The 16072-nt window shown below is 50.0% G+C and carries 14 protein-coding genes and 5 pseudogenes; 15 read left to right on the top strand and 4 right to left on the bottom strand.

Annotation, left to right across the window (positions count from 1 at the left end):
* Window positions 1–29: 29 nt before the first annotated feature.
* Entirely contained in the window at window positions 30–1283 is a 1254-nt protein-coding gene (locus QLQ83_RS12175; protein WP_282733537.1) for an IS256 family transposase, read from the bottom strand.
* Between the two features lie 100 nt (window positions 1284–1383).
* Here QLQ83_RS12175 and QLQ83_RS12170 point away from each other — a divergent pair.
* Both QLQ83_RS12170 and QLQ83_RS12165 read left to right on the top strand, forming a co-directional pair.
* Window positions 1384–1644 (top strand): annotated as a pseudogene (locus QLQ83_RS12170) (IS1380 family transposase); the annotation flags it as partial.
* 481 nt (window positions 1645–2125) lie between these two features.
* On the top strand, window positions 2126–2521 hold the full coding sequence (locus QLQ83_RS12165; RefSeq protein ID WP_282735785.1) for a carboxymuconolactone decarboxylase family protein: 396 nt from the start codon (window positions 2126–2128) through the stop codon (window positions 2519–2521).
* Between the two features lie 85 nt (window positions 2522–2606).
* Here the strand turns inward: QLQ83_RS12165 and QLQ83_RS19555 are convergent, their stop codons facing one another.
* The gene (locus QLQ83_RS19555) at window positions 2607–2783 is read right to left on the bottom strand and encodes a ComEA family DNA-binding protein (RefSeq protein ID WP_411971133.1); all 177 of its coding nucleotides are present in this window, start codon (window positions 2781–2783) and stop codon (window positions 2607–2609) included.
* Window positions 2784–2897: 114 nt separating this feature from the next.
* Here QLQ83_RS19555 and QLQ83_RS12160 point away from each other — a divergent pair.
* Window positions 2898–3136, top strand: a pseudogene (locus QLQ83_RS12160) (IS5/IS1182 family transposase); the annotation flags it as partial.
* Between the two features lie 450 nt (window positions 3137–3586).
* Here QLQ83_RS12160 and QLQ83_RS12155 read toward each other — a convergent pair.
* Window positions 3587–3814 (bottom strand): hypothetical protein, encoded by a 228-nt coding sequence (locus QLQ83_RS12155; RefSeq protein ID WP_282735784.1) that lies wholly within the window; start codon window positions 3812–3814, stop codon window positions 3587–3589.
* Between the two features lie 1005 nt (window positions 3815–4819).
* Between QLQ83_RS12155 and QLQ83_RS12150 the strand changes: the two genes are divergently transcribed.
* Window positions 4820–5236 (top strand): cupin domain-containing protein, encoded by a 417-nt coding sequence (locus QLQ83_RS12150; protein WP_282735783.1) that lies wholly within the window; start codon window positions 4820–4822, stop codon window positions 5234–5236.
* Window positions 5237–5315: 79 nt separating this feature from the next.
* A pseudogene (locus QLQ83_RS12145) lies at window positions 5316–5414 on the top strand (IS5/IS1182 family transposase); the annotation flags it as partial.
* 217 nt (window positions 5415–5631) lie between these two features.
* Here the strand turns inward: QLQ83_RS12145 and QLQ83_RS12140 are convergent.
* The gene (locus QLQ83_RS12140) at window positions 5632–6411 is read right to left on the bottom strand and encodes a hypothetical protein (RefSeq protein ID WP_282735782.1); all 780 of its coding nucleotides are present in this window, start codon (window positions 6409–6411) and stop codon (window positions 5632–5634) included.
* Between the two features lie 1318 nt (window positions 6412–7729).
* Between QLQ83_RS12140 and QLQ83_RS12135 the strand changes: the two genes are divergently transcribed.
* The 10 genes and pseudogenes from QLQ83_RS12135 (at window position 7730) to QLQ83_RS12090 (ending at window position 15916) form a co-directional block, all read left to right on the top strand.
* Window positions 7730–8761: a transporter substrate-binding domain-containing protein gene (locus tag QLQ83_RS12135; RefSeq protein WP_282735781.1), complete on the top strand. Its 1032-nt coding sequence runs from the start codon at window positions 7730–7732 to the stop codon at window positions 8759–8761.
* A gap of 898 nt (window positions 8762–9659) precedes the next feature.
* Window positions 9660–10581: pseudogene (locus QLQ83_RS12130) on the top strand (transposase family protein); the annotation flags it as partial.
* A gap of 409 nt (window positions 10582–10990) precedes the next feature.
* Window positions 10991–11188, top strand: coding sequence for a hypothetical protein (locus tag QLQ83_RS12125; RefSeq protein ID WP_282735780.1), 198 nt, complete (start codon window positions 10991–10993; stop codon window positions 11186–11188).
* Between the two features lie 314 nt (window positions 11189–11502).
* On the top strand, window positions 11503–12147 hold the full coding sequence (locus tag QLQ83_RS12120) for a hypothetical protein (protein ID WP_282735779.1): 645 nt from the start codon (window positions 11503–11505) through the stop codon (window positions 12145–12147).
* Window positions 12148–12192: 45 nt separating this feature from the next.
* Window positions 12193–12663 carry a hypothetical protein gene (locus QLQ83_RS12115; RefSeq protein WP_282735778.1) on the top strand — a complete coding sequence of 157 codons (471 nt, stop codon included), beginning with the start codon at window positions 12193–12195 and terminating at the stop codon, window positions 12661–12663.
* A gap of 106 nt (window positions 12664–12769) precedes the next feature.
* Window positions 12770–13155 (top strand): annotated as a pseudogene (locus QLQ83_RS12110) (transposase); the annotation flags it as partial.
* A gap of 223 nt (window positions 13156–13378) precedes the next feature.
* Window positions 13379–13813, top strand: coding sequence for a YybH family protein (locus QLQ83_RS12105; RefSeq protein ID WP_282735777.1), 435 nt, complete (start codon window positions 13379–13381; stop codon window positions 13811–13813).
* 177 nt (window positions 13814–13990) lie between these two features.
* Window positions 13991–14341: a lysozyme inhibitor LprI family protein gene (locus QLQ83_RS12100; RefSeq protein WP_282735776.1), complete on the top strand. Its 351-nt coding sequence runs from the start codon at window positions 13991–13993 to the stop codon at window positions 14339–14341.
* 154 nt (window positions 14342–14495) lie between these two features.
* Complete coding sequence (locus QLQ83_RS12095) at window positions 14496–15473, top strand: hypothetical protein (RefSeq protein ID WP_282735775.1); 978 nt, start codon at window positions 14496–14498, stop codon at window positions 15471–15473.
* Between the two features lie 20 nt (window positions 15474–15493).
* Window positions 15494–15916 carry a hypothetical protein gene (locus tag QLQ83_RS12090; protein ID WP_282735774.1) on the top strand — a complete coding sequence of 141 codons (423 nt, stop codon included), beginning with the start codon at window positions 15494–15496 and terminating at the stop codon, window positions 15914–15916.
* The last annotated feature ends 156 nt before the right edge of the window (window positions 15917–16072 follow it).

The following is a 16072-nucleotide window of genomic DNA, read 5'->3' as shown; positions in this document are numbered from 1 at the left end:
GAGTTATCGTCAAATCTGGTGGATGGCGGTCAGGCCGCATTCCTGTCTGACTGATCGGTTACCTGCTCCCCATCCCGAAACTCGACGTTGCTGACGACCAGCTCCAACTTCTGGAAGTGCTTGATACGCCGCCATCGCTTTTGGGCGCTCTGGAGCAGCTTGAAGACCATCGCCAGGGTTGTCGCCCGGGAGCCGCAGTTTCGGCTGCGCTTGGTCCTCAGGCGGACTGTGGCGAAGGTCGACTCGATCGGGTTGGTGGTGCGGATATGCACCCAGTGCTCTGCCGGGTAGTCGTAGAACGCCAGCAGCTCTTCCCGATCCTTGGCCAGGCACCCCATCGCCTTGGGGTACTTGGCCTCGAAGCGTTTCAGGGTGCGATCGAAAGCCTTGTGCGCCCCGTCGCGGGTCTCTGCCATCCAGATGTCATGGAGGTCGGCCTTGACCTTGGGCTGCACGGACTTCGGCAGCTTGTTCAGCACGTTAGCCGTCTTGTGAACCCAGCAACGCTGATGGTCGGTCTCCGGATAGATCTTGCTCAGGGCCGCCCAGAACCCCATGGCACCGTCGCCCACCGCCAGCTTGGGCGCCTGGATCAGGCCGCGCTCTCGCAGGCCTGTCAGCAAGGTCTTCCAACTGTCCGCCGACTCGCGGAAGCCGTCTTCGACGGCCACCAGCTCTTTGCGGCCCTGCTCGGTTACGCCGATGATCACCAGCAGGCACAGGCGGTCATCCAGGCGCACATTGCTGTAGATTCCGTCAGCCCACCAGTAGACGTAGCGCCGGTCTGCCAGGTCCCGCTGCCGCCACTCGGTATGCTCCTCTTCCCATTGTTTCTTGAGCCGTGACACCGTGTTGGCCGACAGCCCCTTGGCTTGGTCGCCCAGCAGCGCCGCCAAGGCCTCCTGGTAGTCGCCGGTGGAGATCCCCTTCAGATAGAGCCAAGGGATCAGTTCCTCGATGCTGCGAGCCCGCTTCAAGTAGGGCGGCAGCAGGCTGCTGTTGAAGCGGGCGCCACCGCCGCTGCGGTCACGCACCTTGGGCACCTGCACGCTGACATCCCCGATCCCGGTCTGGACCGTGCGCTCAGGCAGGTAGCCGTTGCGGACCACGGCCTGGCGGCCATCGTCTAGCCGCTGATCAGCATACTGCGACAGGAAGGTGGCTAACTCAGCCTCGACTGCCTTGGCGATCAGGTCACGGGCACCTTGGCGCAGCAGCTCGTGCAGCGGGTCAGTGACTTGGGGTTCTGGTTGTGAAAGAGCCCGGAGGGTAGAATTGGTCATGGCGTATCCATTCCTTGTTGATTGTGATCTGGCGAGATCAATCAACAGGATACGCCACCTTTCCTACCTCCTTCCGTACACCAGAAGTCACCATAGCTCGTCGGCGCTCGACGTGCACCTCTCGTCGACAGATCGTGTCGACTCCACCGTCCAGGTCGTGATGGCCCGCAACGAGGTGAGCCTGCTGCTGAGCGTATACGTCTACCAGGTCCTGCATGGCCTGCGCTGCCTGCTGGAGCGGCAGACTCGGCAAGGCTGGAGCCTGAGCCGGATACGCGAGCAGGTGCTTAAGGTCGCCGACACGTTGTCGCTGCACGCCCAGCGCATCACGGTACACCTCGGCGATGCCGTCGACAAATGATGGCCCACCTTGCTGAAAGGGCTGCCTCGGCTGACGGCCTTGGCCTGACACTCGGCATCACCATGATTCAGCCAGTCAGCAGAGTGGCCACGACGGAGGTCGGCGGGCACGGCGGCGCCGGCGCTCGACATTGATTTCTATTAGTGATGAAAAGGTTGGTTAAAAGTCGAATCGGGTATAGGTCGACCGACTACCAAGCGGCCGCATGACGTTGAAGAGGGTCGATGCCAGCAGTCATTTGGCTTAATACCCACATGCGGAACACTAATGAATTAGACGGGTTCAGTCCAAGACCGGGGGCGGTATCTAGGTGCCGTCGATGACGTACCTCTTGCTCGTGGGGAAGGTCATACCTTGGGCCAGTTCAGTGGGCGGATCTATACCCAGCGATAAATAAGCTAAAACATTCAAGGTGAAACGAAAAACTACTTTCTATACTAAGGGAGCGGTAATTGCCGCGTATATGACCAGGAGACTTCTGATGAAGACATTTCTGTTGGCTAGCGCACTCATGCTAGGCATATCCGGCTTCGCTGTCGCCCAAGAAGCACCGAAATTTTTCAGTGAAACCTACCCCAAGCATGGCCTCCAATCGGCGCTCGAGGCAAGAAGCGCCCTCCAAAGTGGAGAGGCGGCGCTCGATGCCAAAACACGGGAACTAATTGGTCTCGCCGTCGCCGCCCAGATTCCATGCTCGTATTGCTCCTATGCCCATACCGAGAGGGCTCGCGCTGAGGGAGCTACTGTGGATGAGATCCGTGAAGCAGTGGCGGTGGCCGCGCAGGTGAGGCACTGGAGCACGGTTTTAAACGGCATGCAGTATGACCTAGAGGCGTTTAAGAGCGAATTTGATGAGATGTCCGGCACGACCGAGTAACCAAACCCATTGGCGCCGGTATAATCAACCGGCGCCAATTTTTTGAACGCAAGAGTCGAATTCTCCACCCAACGGCGAAGAGCCATCAAAGATCACATGCTATATCACTAAGCACGATATCATTTACTCGTTCGCCCCCAAGTCCTGAGATTCGTTGCAGTTGTTCAGGATGATCCCAAGGGTGTCCATCGATAATGGCTTGAGCCCTTGATGGGCGTATGTGTGGTAAAGCTTGTAGCGTCTCAATTCTGCTGGTGTTCAGATCAATGCAGTCCTCGGAATCATTAGCAGCGGGTAGAGAGTTGTAGATTAACTAAAGGTGGCGTCCGGTTTAACGGACGCCACCTTTTTTAATTCATGGTTCTCTTTGTTTATTTGCTGTGTCCCGTATAAACAGAGGATGGAAGACAGCTCCACGAAAACGATGCTGCTGGCAATCAAGAAGGCCAAGTCCTGCATCCGCTTCATGTCATCAAGAACCACTTCGGCTACCGGAAGGTTCGCTACAAGGGTCTGGTCAAGAATCAGGCGCAACTATTCAGCCTGGTCGGGTTTGCCAACCTGGTGCTGGCGACACGATGCGAGGACCAAGTTGATGGGGCCAGTGCGCCTTGAATCAGGCCTGGCAGCGGGATGACCCGGCTGCCAGAGAAAATAGTCCCCCCCCCTGATGTGGTCTGAAAATGATCGCTGAGGCGGTGGTAGTGCCCTTCTGAGCCCTTCAGCCGCTCTGAGACGAATTGATCAGTGGTTCCTTAGTCACTGGGTATAAGTCGAATAGGGTGTAGGTTGACCGACTACCAAGCAGTCGCATGACGTTGATGAGAGTCGATGACAGCAATCAATCGGTTCTACACCCTCGTTCGGAACCCTGATCTATGAGACGGTTCCAACTCATCCGGCCAGACACCACAAATGACCAGATAGCGGTTGAAAGGCGCTGCGCGACATGCGTGGCGGATCAAGAATACGCCATGGCTCGAGGACGAGCCATGGCGATGAAGGGTGTCCTGCTTTCAGCCCGGCATCCTTACGCAGATAGAGCTTGATACCTGACCTTTAGCGTCAATGCCACCAGGGATCGGGGGTCACGATTGTCGCCGGAGCCCCTCTCACACTAGTTTTTATCTGCTCCGCCTTAGTCGGCGTTGCCGCCGGTATCATGATTGAAGTACCCGCTTTATCATGGAGTCCTTTCATGCGCTCTTCTAGATAAACCGAATCTGCCGCCAGAACGGAAGAAATGGTCACCAGCGCGATGATCAGAGCCAAACTATACCCAATGAGTTTCATGGAAAATGCCCCGTTGAGGTATCGAGACTGAAGCTGTCATCGGTAGACAATCCTGGGTGCCGAATAACTCCCCGATACCGGGTTGAGCCATAGGCGCTATGCCTTGCCGGCAAGTGCCGTGCCATGCGCTTTGAGCATCTCGAAGGGGAACAGGGAAATCGCCCATATTAGACACGCTTTCTCATCAGAAAGACAAGTGTATTGTCACTGCTCAGGGTGTTATGATCACCGTCAGGGTGTTTCTAGCTTTGGCTATCTTATTTTAGTTGAACCCCCCTAAAAGAGATTGCTGAAATAAAAGAGCAATTTTCACTTCGTAGGTTATTCTGAATGAATTTTTTTCATAGAAAACATTTCGCTCGTTCGCATTTTAAAGAATCAACAAACCCGTTAACCATAATGTGAATGGAGGATGCAGAAGGCATTGCCACTAGTCTCTAGAATGAACACTGCTAACATCGGTCGAGTACGGAAAGTTTTAAAAGTACGATATATTCGTAAATCCTTGTCATATATGAAGATGCTTTATCTAGGTCTTCCATCTCGATCTAAAGGGTTATAAGATTATAAATACAGCCAGTGTTTCTTTTAGAGATTACAATGGTACACAATGAACAAACTCTACCATAGGCTGATAAAAATCTGTGCATTTCTGATACTTTTACAGGTTAAATATCAGTCTCAGTTCCACTCAAGGAAAACTTGAATTGATCACACGTTGCCGTGGACGTGTCGGCGGATCTAGTATGTGTTGAGTCCGGTTTAACAGCCGGACAACCCTACTTCCAGGTCAAACAGACCACTTGGCTGGTTCATAAAATAACTGGTGACTCGGTTAGTGTGAGATGCTGACAGTGTCATCCGTTCAGAGACAATTGATCAGCGTTTCACAAAATGAGGGTTTCCTAGGCGGTTAGACTATAGTTATAGATGAGCGCGCCGCGCACCTTAGCTGCGGCGATATTGCTAGATCCTGCACTGCCCTGACGGGATAGGAGAACTACGATGAAACTGCTGACGTGGGCGGCTGGTGCCGCCTTGGTGATCGCATCATCATGGGGTGTGGCTCAAGACCTGACAGAAATCGATAAGCCAGCGTCTGAGTTGGAAGAGGTGTTGGCACAAGAAATTGATCTACCCCCTGGCGATCAATCTGTTCGAGTGGTTCGAGTAGCGATGGAGCCACACACAGCCGCTGCTTGGCACTCTCATCCAAGCCCTGTCTATGTGTATGTCATCGAAGGAGAGGTGACGTTTGAGGTGGAAGGTGAGACCAAGACAGTGAAAGCGGGAGAAGCGGTGGCCGAACCATTGGATGCCCGGATGCGGGCAATAAATACAACCGACCAGCCGGCTCACGCGGTAGTGTTCCAGATCAGCCCGAAGGAGAAGGCGTTTTTGGAGGAGGAAGCGAAAAACTAAACATTAGGATATTGCCGTTGGTATTTTTGGAAGGATGGCCTACTGGCGCTCCTGTATTAGAGAACGGTGCTGGCTAAACGCCAGCACCCGTGCCAAGATCGAGCACCCGTTTCATGTCATCAAGATCCTGTGCCGATACCGGAAGGTTCGCTATCTGGGGCTGACTAACAGTGATCCATAGATGTTTATTCTGTTCGCTGTCGGGGATCTGGTCTTGGCGGGTAGGTGCCATGGGCATGATGAAAGGGGAGTGTGTCTTGAAATTAGCCTGGCAGCCGGAAAACCGGCTGCCAGGGGAAGCAGATCATCTGAGGTGGTCATGTAATGACCGCTTAGGTGATGATTTGGCCAGGCTGAACGATTCAGTCGGCCGAACCGAATAGTTCATCTGCTCCTTAAAGATTTGCTGTTTGTTTCAAGCGACTTTGTACCTGTTGCATGTCGAGGATAAACTTAGTCACATCGTGATCATTGCCCAGGTAATGCTGATGAAGTTCTTCATTTCTCTTTTCTAACTTGCTAGAGCCAAGTGTAAACTTTCCTTCTGCAAGCTCTTTTCTCAAAATAGTCTCGATAGTCATGTTCTTTACGTATCCTGATATTGAGATGACATTGCTTCTATATACATCAGCAAGATCGGCAAGAGATGTCCACTGATGTGGGACTATAGTTTCACCGTTTAGTTTTTGTTTGGCAATATCAAGCATGCGGTACTGTATATGAACGCTTGCACCAAGCAAATAGATTGGTAAGTTATGCTCTACATACTGATAATCATATGGCTTGACTTCATTGTATAGTAGCGTGAGTCCTTCTTGGAGGCTGGAGTTTGGTCCAATTGCTGCAATAATAGCATCATCTATGTGGCTGAGATCTCTTTCAGAGAACTCTTCGCCACTGCTAGCGCGAGCGACGTAATTTTGATAATAATGATAAGAAGGCTTAATTTTTGACCAAGCGGTTCTTGCCGTGTTTTCCGCAAAGTGTTGGCGAATAACTTCTTTGATAATTTCCTCAGTTATGCCATTTTTGTCTTCTTTAGCACCGCCATAAAGTGTGAGTATTGAGCCTATTGAGGCAGCGAGAAGGAATGCGGGTACTCCAGCTGGTCCCATAGCGGCAGCTGCACCCGACATTATTGAAACAGCGGCTAATGTTATTTCGTTCTTCTCCATGTTCCCTTCCTTACGAAGATTATAATCGTTTAACTTATGTGTTATACGAGGGTGGTGCCACTTTTCGGCATGATGGCCGTGAGGATGAGAATTAATTATTTTTCCTCGACTTTCATTACGCTGGATCACTAAGGGTTTAGATAAGATAGGTCAAAAAGATGAGCTTGTCCTCGTTCTTGAAGTAGAGGTGTTTATTACTAATATGAGTTTTCTGAAGCTGCATCCGTCTGTTCTCCAAAGGTCCGAGATTCAGAAGGTGAGGTCATGCTGAATCAACAGGATCAGGAGATACGTGCGAACGAAACCGTCGGGCACGATTGCGACGAGGTATCCCGGTGAAGGTGCGTTGCCTACACCTCATTGCCTCAGATCGTATCTGCGGGTGAAGGCATTCCGTGGCGCCTGTTGCGCGCCGCTAGCTGATAGTTGGGCCGTAAGGTAGGGAGAATCCACTGCCCAATCCCTGTGGGCTCCGCTCGGCTCGACACGATGGCCCGCTTTTCGCCTCAACCCCCCGGGGGCGTTGCCTACACCAACATCGCCTCAGGTCCCCTCTGCGCGTGAAGGTACTCCGTGGCGCCTGGTAGTCGAAAACAGGGCCGTAGGGTAGAGAGCATCCTCGGCTCTATCCAGTTTGGCACCCCCAGCTGGGCACGATGGCTCGCCTCTCACCTCACCAGCCGGGGTGCATTGCTTACACCACATCGCCCCAGGTCCGATCCGCAAGTGAAACATTCCGGGGCGCACTTGGCGGGCTGGGGCTGAAAATTGGGCCGTGGGGTAGATTTTGATAGCCGATACAGAAGCTAGCAATTTTTAAAGAACGAACCTGATTCAAGCGGCATCTATGGTGACCTCCACAGAAGTAAAAAACTAAATTAAAATATTCATGTGTAGCGATAATCGAAATTCGACGTGCCATCTTATTGTTATGTCGTAGAAATTTATTCATTGTCTGTGAGTCGCTCTCAGGCATCTAATATATAAGTATTAGTATTATCTAACCCGATGACGAATTTTCCTAACTGATTACGCACGCCGAAGCATCCTTGATTAGACTGCATTGCATGTATCCAAATGTAGCGCTGCTGGCTGACAGCAGGGATACGTTTGACAGTTTAATGTGGTGGCTTTATGGGGGCCGCTTGGCGGTAGCTTTGTCGTTGAGGTTGCCACTTAGGGCGGTGAGGTGCTCAAGAAGTCAATCGGGGGTCCGTCCACTATGTAAACGTTGTACTTGGAACTTGAGACCGCCAGGTATCCATTCGAGGCGGGGAACTGAAGAGCTTGATGAAGCTAGTGAGAAAGGGAGATTGAGATGATTCTTAATAGAACATTTGTAGGTCTTGCACTTCTGACGACACTTCTCTCAGGAGCGACCTCGGCCCAGGCGCAGGAAATTTCCTGCAACTCGACATATACGACGGAGCGCGGAGACTCGCTCTCCGACATAGCAAAGCGCGCATACGACAATCCGAGAGCATACCAGAACCTCTTCGACGTCAATCCTGGCGTGTTGACTAGCCCGAATGTCGTTCCCATCGGCGCAGACCTCTTTATTCCGTGTCTGAATGACACCCAAGTGACTCACTCCGATGATTTGCCGGATATCCGGGCGGCGAATACAAACAATATCCAGTTCCTGACGGGAACGAACTACGCGCCCTATGTGGGAAAAAATCTTCCCGAGGGCGGTTTCAGCACCGAGCTTATTCATCGCGCGATGCAGTTCGGCGGCCAGTCCGCAAACTACCTGGTCGACGTGATCGGGGATTGGGGCGCGCATTTGCAACCGCTCCTGGAAAACGGCAGCTACGACATCGGCTATCCCTGGTTCAAGCCGGATTGCAGCAACACCGCCAACCTCGGCCGGGCCTCGACTTGGCGCTGCGAAAACCTCCTCTGGTCGCGTCCTCTACACGAAATCGTGGTTACCTTCTATGGGCGCGCGGGAGAGGTCGAGAATATCAGCACCGCCTCGGATGCCAGCGGTATGACGCTGTGCCGGCCCGACGGGTATTTCACGCACGATCTCGAAGCGGCCGGCCTTGTCGCACCGGCCATCACCCGGGTCGCTCCCGCCACGCCGGAGGAATGCTTCGAGATGCTGGCTGCAAAGGAGGTGGATCTCGTCTCGGTCAACATTGACACCTCCGATCGCATCATCCAGAGCCTAGGGATGGAAGAGCGCACCGCCGAGGTGATCGACCTGTCCACGATTCAGACCCTTCACGCGGTCGGAATGCGGACCAATCCGCAAACCCGCATCATCCTGCGCCGGCTCGACAAGGGCCTGAAGGCCATTCAGGAAAACGGGCAGTTCCGGGAGGTCGCCGCAAAGCATCTGTGACCGACGGCGGCCAGTGACTGCGGTCGTTGGCCGCCAGCACCGCGATTGCGCGGGCCGGACAGATCGAGGCGCATGCTATTCGTCATTCCGCCACCAACTCCTGACGACATACCCGTGCGCCGGGCCCCCTATCTATAAACATAGTTTTCACCTAAACAGATTTAGAGGTGATCAAAGTGTGTTACCCCACAGAGCATTAACTAAGAAGGGAGAGTCACCTCCCTCCCGTGCTCACACCACCAATGGGATGGATCCCTCCCAACCCTACACTAGCGCCGATTAACCACTTTGAGTGATGAGAGGACACTGTTTGAGGAGAGCATCCCGTGAACATTTCACGCGTTGGTGTCTACAGCTCCTGGGCAAGATAAAACCATGAACATAGCAAGCGCGCCCTCAGCTATGTCACACCGGCATAACAACATTTTGGCGAGGCGGAGAACTGAGATTGCCAAAGACCATGTTCCAGAATCCCGAGGTAAAGCCGAAACAGAAGATTGCAGTTTTTTAATGAGGGAGCCGATTTAGGCATCCCCTATGTTGACAGACATCGAATGGTTCAAGTTAAATTTTAGTTTTAATGAAAAGAAATGATAGATATTTGTCGTGTTATCTTATAGTAATTAGTGAGAAATTTTTTTATTTTATTTAAGCATCACCCAAGCATCTCAAATGGTAAATTCTTTTGTTCCCAGCCCTATGACGTTTTTTCCTGATCGATTACGCACGGCGAAGAATCCTTGATTAGACTGCGTTGTATGTATCCAAATGTAGCGCTGCTGGCTGTAGCTGGCTGACAGCAGTGATACGTTTGACTGTTTAATGTGGTGGCTTTTATGGGGGCCGGTTAGCGGTAGCTTTGTAACCTGATACATCGTAAAACTGTAGGCTCCCGGATGACCAAACCTCCTATAGATGCAGGGTACCGGATGGTCAAATGAGCTATAGGAATTATTCTCTGCTGGGCACGCTCACGCCTGAGAAGGAGGAGCTGATCCCCGCTCGCGGATTCCTGCGCCTCGGCCTGGATGATCTGCTCGTCGTGGCACGTGAATTCCTGAACCCTTGGTTGTCTCGCAATGGTCTACACCGCATGCTCAAGCAGCGCGAAGTGCTATCACTGGCTGAAGTTGGCTAGGCAGGACAGCGGAGATGATGGTAAGCCCCGGTACAAGACCTTCAAGGACTACGAGCCTGTACCTGTATAAGTGCATATCAACATCCAGCATCTGCCTCAGATGCCCGACGAGGAGTAGAAACGCTACCTGTACATCGCCATCGACCGCGCCATACACCGGGTCTATCTAGAAGTCAGGCGGCAGCCACTCCGCCAAGGGTGCCAAGGCATTTATGCAGCGTGTGGATGAGAAGGATCCCTTCAAGATCCAGACGGTACTCACCCACGACGGTAAGTCGTTAACCGATCGCTTTTATGTGGCCAGGTGAGCGCAAGCTCAGCGACCGCCAGCCTTTCGATGAGGAGTGTCAGGCCCCATGGGAACGAACATAGCCTATTCAAGATGGGAAGGTCACAGATGAACGATCTGCTGGAGCGCCTCAACGGCCGCATCAGCGATGTGCAGGTGACTTGGTGCTATGCATCATGTGAAGGCCTCGAGAAGACACACAAGCGCTACGTTTGGCTGTACAATCACCTCGTCCTTCAGAAGGTACTGCATCATCAATCATCAGTTACAGTAATGAAGGAGTGGCAGACCAAACGTCTTGAGCTATTTGCCAAGAGGGTTGTCAATCAAATGGGATCCACACTGGAAGAGTTTCGTATCCTACAAAGTGTAATCGATAAATGTTATAGTTAGTGAGCGGTCTTAATTTCAACTATCCAGTAATGAATATTCAAATAACAATATATAAGGTGATGTAATTGTAAATTGTGGCCGATAAAGATCAAGGTTTTCGGAAAACATTGAATATATAGAGAATATCACTTGCCTAGTTTTTTTTGGGGGCTTTGAAGAATTTTAAATTTATCAAGCTTTTGAGTTTACCTATTTTTATTTTAATAACAGCAGTGCTTTCGGAATGCTATGAATCAGATTTGAAATTGACTAAAGGCGTTTCTAAGAATCCTGTATATGAGATAGAGATCTTTAGGAAAGGTGTGGTTTTATCTGATACTGCGGAGAAAGATAGTTTAGGTTGTTTAGGTGTTTTTTTGCAAGGCCTGACAATACCATTATGGCTTTTAGCTTTAATAGCGACGGAACAGTGGACTGGGAAGATGATGCTAATATGAGTTTTTATTTAGTTAGAAGGTTGAGAAATGGAGGAGAGGTTTTTTTGATTGAGTTCGATACAGTTGAGGATGATTTAGTCCTTTATTGTTCTGCTGTGCTTTTAGGAGACCACTTAGAGTTTTTTATGGATTCTTTGCATATAAAAAGTGTTGATTCATGGGGGGCTTGACCACCTATGTTTTACACTATTTAGAAGAACATATTTCCGAGAAGGTTGAAGATGAACCTATATTTAAAATACGAAACTCTCAAGGGATAATTAAAATTCCAACATTTGTAAAGTAAATATAGAGTTTAAACTGGATGTGTCGGTCGGCTTATAATTTTATCTCAGAGTTAAAAAATCATGGCCAGAGCCTGTGATGTCTAAATCTCATGAGTATTCAAAAATGAATAACTATTCATCATCCCCAGTCGGGTGGTTAAACACATAATCCGAAAGTTAAACCACATGATGTTGAATGTAAACAAGGGGGGGATGAGATGCTTAATTCAACAAGTTGTTCAACTTTACGAAAATTATCGCTTATCATTGTCACAACGGGGGCGTTTGCAATATTTTTTTTGATTTCTTCTTATTATTCTAGTGATGCTAAAGCTGAAGCTTTATCAGTAACCTATAATGAGCATGGGGCATCTATAGAAACTAATGACGGTGCTATTTATCTCGGTGTTTCTTGTGATGCATATTCTAACGCTTTTGGGAATGGAAACTGGGAGTGGGGTAATGGCGGAGTGGCGGTATATTTTCAGGAGAAGTCTTTTGGGTTTCCTCATTTAGATTTTAAGATTCAAAATGAAAGGTGTCGAAGTGATCAGCAAGATAAAAAAAAGTTGGACACAACACGCTCTACATCATCTGGTGGAGGACTTGATCCTGAAGTAAGAGAGAGAGTCCTTGATTTAACTCAAGATCATATAGATGGTTTAAAGAGGAAGCTTGCGGCTCTCAATGATGAGCGAAGATCATTGGAATGTAGGGAAGTTGAGTTGCGATGTCCGGCTAGAAGAGTATGTGATTTTTCAAAAGATAAAAAAGTTATCATCAGATCTTTTAATGGTGAATTCTGGTTTTATAAAAGTGGACGAATAGTCCCACTAGAAGCTATTCATGAAAATAAATGTTGATTTTTTCAAGGTGTACAGCCACCAATATTGTTATGGGGGTGTGCTATGAAAAAGATTCTTTTCTTCTTCGCTGTTATTTATGGACTAGTGCCCCCTGAAACTTACGGAGACTTTGTTGCTTGTAATAAGGCTGATAAAGATATATATATTAGCAAGGTGCAGCGAGAAGTTAGGAACTATGCACAGGTATGGTCGAGTGTAGGGTGGCTTAAAATCGAAAAAGACAGTTGCCTACCTGTTAATGATGGACCAGGAGTTGAGTTTGTGGGTTTTATGTCTGTAATATTTCAAGACAATAATGGAGAGGCAGAGGTTTTTTTACCAAAAAAAAATTCAGATAGTGACCGTATAACGATTGACGAAAGATTTTATTGCATAAAGGGCGTCGCATTCAGGCGTGAGGAAAGTTCTTTAAAGCTACACCAAGAATGCCCAGAGGGATGGTATCCACAGCTGTTCAATATATATATTCATGTTCCAAGGAATTTGAGTTTTACATTGGATATTAATGGGTGATTTCCATGTTGTTTGGGAAACGCTGCACAAAACCCGGCGCAGCAGCCTGATCGCCACCGGCGGGGTAGAATCTGCCCCTCCCGGCACCGTCTGAAAAAGTCATCCGATGAAGCAAATCTCGTTCGCCCAGGCAGATCACCAGAATAAGTAGAAGGTTACTCGTTGAGAGCGACTCCTGTCCCAGAAGGAGGCCCTGGTGCCGTGGCAACGTCTGCTCGGCGGGGTGTCGACGTCCGACTTCCTGAACACGGCGGGGAAGCGTAGCCTGTCACCGATCGGCCTGGAGCGCATGCTTAGGATCTACTTCCTTAAACAGGGTATGCACTTTCCAATGAGTAACTGGAACATGCCATCTATGACAGCCAATCCATGCTCGACTTCATCGGTATCGATCTGGCCATAAACGCCACCACGCTGTTGCGTTTCTGCCACCTGCTGGAGATGCATGCCCAGAACCAGCGGATCTTCGAGGAGATCAATGCCAGTCTGGCCTAGCAGATCCTGTTCAAGTGCGAGGTCACCTGGTCGGGAAGGATGACAAGCGGGGATACGGCGATGCAGCTACACTGGAATGTGGAAGAACTCGGGAGAAGAGAAGGATTCCCCGGTTTCTCTCGTTGGTAGATAGGGTGCGAATTAGAATGATTAAGACGAATGCCATATCAGTGTATGATCAAATACAACTTTAGCTAGATATGCGGCGAGGAAAGCCAACATGAGCGCGGAAGAAGAGGTTCGTAGAGCATCAGAAGATTTCTACGTGGCACTGAACCGTATGGCGAATGGAGATGCCAATTCTTTGGCAGATATATGGTCTCATAGCGAGGAGGTGACGGCCATGCACCCGGTTGGCGGTCGACATGTTGGCTGGCATGCGATCAGGGAATCGTTTGAGAAAGTATCTCAACTCGCTTCAGGAGGAAATATTGCTCTGCACGATCAACTGATCCAGGTTGCTGGAGATGTTGCCTATGAAGTAGGTGTCGAGCGGGGGGAGCTTACAATGGGCGGGCATCAGACCAGCATCGATCATCGCGTCACGAACCTCTATCACCGAGAAGCCGGAACGTGGAAGATGATTCATCATCATACGGATATTTCTCCAGAAATGCTGGAGGTTCTCAGCCGATTGCAAGCTGAACAATCGTGAGGAGGCAAGCAGCAAACCGGAGAAGGTGTCGTTACGTTCGATCTCCCTTTGCAGTGTTGCGTTGTGTATGAGCTAACGATTTTCTCCCGAGGTGATAACTGACTCTAAATAAATATAATGATCCTTAACTATGGCTGATAATATTTACTTCCATAGCTCCGGAGGTGGTAGCTCATCATGAGACTATTCTTCATTTTCATAGTTGCAGTATTTCTACATCCGGCGACAGCCGTTTCTCAATCCTATTGTAACGGGCAGACCCAACGGGACGCCAACATCTGCGCCAAACAAAAATGGGAGATCGCGGACCAGAAACTAAATCAACTCTGGAATGAAGTTAAGGCATTGGCGGACGCTCGTGGAACCGGCCAGGTTCTCCTCGAAGAACAACGTGCATGGCTGAGGCGTCGCGACGCGCATTGTGAATCGGAATTGGAAGAAGGTGGCAGCGCCGATTACATGTTTTATTGGTCATGTATGGAAGAACAGACTTTGCAGAGAATTGAAGTATTGAGGGCCCTCCGTTAGTTCCTATGCTGTCGCCTTAGCGGTGGGTAAGAAATGTTTGATCAACTCTTAAGCAGCCAAGCAAACCCTGTATATTGATGATTATTATAGGCAGTGTCGAGCCAATGCCCAAATTAAATGCATATGCAGAGTCAATGCAACCCGAGGGGGCACAATGTTTCATTCATTAAAGAATATGGCAGGGCTTACAGTCACGGCCCTCTTAGCGTTACCGACGAATGGTGTTGCAGAGGTTGCAGAGATTGAACATGTTAGGCTACAGGAGCCTTGCAATGGAAAATCTGGCCTCGCTATTGTCAGTTATTCGTGGTTCGAGGCCAGCACAACTCCTGAAACTGAGCATATATTCAGTGACTTGTGTCTCGATCTTGACGCCATGAAAGTTTTTAGCGTAGAGAATTCAGACGAGTTGAGACCTGCTTATCAAGCACCCGGCCAGATGATCTACCATTCAAACCCGCCGGGATATCCCGATAGATATCAGGAAGTGGTGACTCTATCGAATGACATCCTTTTCCATCATGACGATGAGGGGATGGAAGAGGTAGAGAATCTTCCCCGGCCCGAAGCCCCTGGGGTTCTGAGCACCTTCACATGGGTCAAGGGTGCGGAGGCTCGCCCCTTGGATAGAATCGGCTTGGCCACAGCTTGGTTGCGTGGATATGTAGGAGGAGAGCCACTACAAAACAAACGACAAGCTGGCAGGTACTCTGGTTCTGTTGCTGATAATATGTTAGGAACGAAGCAAACCGATTCTGAGCTTTCAGGTTTAGGGTTCTATATGGGTTCCGAGGTTGTGGTTACAGGGGATAGTGCCGAAGTCCATTTGCGGTCTCCCGCACAGGTGGCTGCTGTCCGTGATGCAACTGCAACCATGAGGCTTGTCTTCGAAGGCGACGAGATCACGGGCACTGGCACGTTTCAGGCTGAGAACGGGCTATTGTCTCCCACCACAGAGAGAGTCTGGAAACGCTTCAATTTAGAAACCGCTGATGTAACAGGAAAGCTGACGGGCGAAGACGGTGACCACATGTATGTATTGGTAATATGGAAAGGAACTTATACAGACTTCGCCGGGGATTCATACCCCGTCGATTCCGTAATGACATTCAATGCAATGCGGAAAGAGTAGGGTTGAAGCGAGTTGAAATAATGAATATTTTTTTGAAACCAATTGTCCGAACTTTTGTTTTCGCCGCCGCCGTCGCGATGGCGTGTCCGCTGACCGCCGGGGACGATTTGGTCGGCGTTTGGCAACCTTATAGTGAATGGGCCACATTGCTAGGCGCGATGACTGTGGCACCTGAGCGGCTGAGCTTCGAAGTAGGGCCGACTGCGCGACTTGAACCCGTGCGCGTGGGAGGCAGCATTTTTCGCATCACCGCCCCACATGGCGAGACCTTCCTCGAATGCGGAGAGAAGCCCGTCAACTATGTCGGTTTTCACGTTCTCGATAATGGGCTGCTGGCATTCCTGCACTACAAGGCCCATACGCCGCCAGCCGAACCCACGGGCAGCAATTCGATGGAAGTCATACGCAACGGGGCGTGTGCGGTGATGTTCTATAAGCGGTGATTTGCACTGATGGCTATACCGGGGTTCTGTTCATCAGGTTGCCATGCCTGAGACGCCGCTGAGCTTCCAAAGGAAATGGCCATTGTGAGCTAAATGGTGCTTGCGTGCTTTATACCCAACCCTTACCGCTATTCAAAATAAGATGGATGATGCTGC

The sequence above is a fragment of the Halomonas rhizosphaerae genome (assembly GCF_030010555.1).
GTDB lineage: Bacteria > Pseudomonadota > Gammaproteobacteria > Pseudomonadales > Halomonadaceae > Halomonas > Halomonas rhizosphaerae.
This window is presented reverse-complemented; position numbering and strand designations above follow the sequence as displayed.

Excerpts from the sequence above, each read along its gene's own strand:
- QLQ83_RS12175 (WP_282733537.1), bottom strand. The coding sequence starts at position 1,283 with ATGACCAATTCTACCCTCCGGGCTCTTTCACAACCAGAACCCCAAGTC.
- QLQ83_RS12165 (WP_282735785.1), top strand. The coding sequence starts at position 2,126 with ATGAAGACATTTCTGTTGGCTAGCGCACTCATGCTAGGCATATCCGGC.
- QLQ83_RS12155 (WP_282735784.1), bottom strand. The coding sequence starts at position 3,814 with ATGAAACTCATTGGGTATAGTTTGGCTCTGATCATCGCGCTGGTGACC.
- QLQ83_RS12150 (WP_282735783.1), top strand. The coding sequence starts at position 4,820 with ATGAAACTGCTGACGTGGGCGGCTGGTGCCGCCTTGGTGATCGCATCA.
- QLQ83_RS12140 (WP_282735782.1), bottom strand. The coding sequence starts at position 6,411 with ATGGAGAAGAACGAAATAACATTAGCCGCTGTTTCAATAATGTCGGGT.
- QLQ83_RS12135 (WP_282735781.1), top strand. The coding sequence starts at position 7,730 with ATGATTCTTAATAGAACATTTGTAGGTCTTGCACTTCTGACGACACTT.
- QLQ83_RS12120 (WP_282735779.1), top strand. The coding sequence starts at position 11,503 with ATGCTTAATTCAACAAGTTGTTCAACTTTACGAAAATTATCGCTTATC.
- QLQ83_RS12115 (WP_282735778.1), top strand. The coding sequence starts at position 12,193 with ATGAAAAAGATTCTTTTCTTCTTCGCTGTTATTTATGGACTAGTGCCC.
- QLQ83_RS12105 (WP_282735777.1), top strand. The coding sequence starts at position 13,379 with ATGAGCGCGGAAGAAGAGGTTCGTAGAGCATCAGAAGATTTCTACGTG.
- QLQ83_RS12100 (WP_282735776.1), top strand. The coding sequence starts at position 13,991 with ATGAGACTATTCTTCATTTTCATAGTTGCAGTATTTCTACATCCGGCG.
- QLQ83_RS12095 (WP_282735775.1), top strand. The coding sequence starts at position 14,496 with ATGTTTCATTCATTAAAGAATATGGCAGGGCTTACAGTCACGGCCCTC.
- QLQ83_RS12090 (WP_282735774.1), top strand. The coding sequence starts at position 15,494 with ATGAATATTTTTTTGAAACCAATTGTCCGAACTTTTGTTTTCGCCGCC.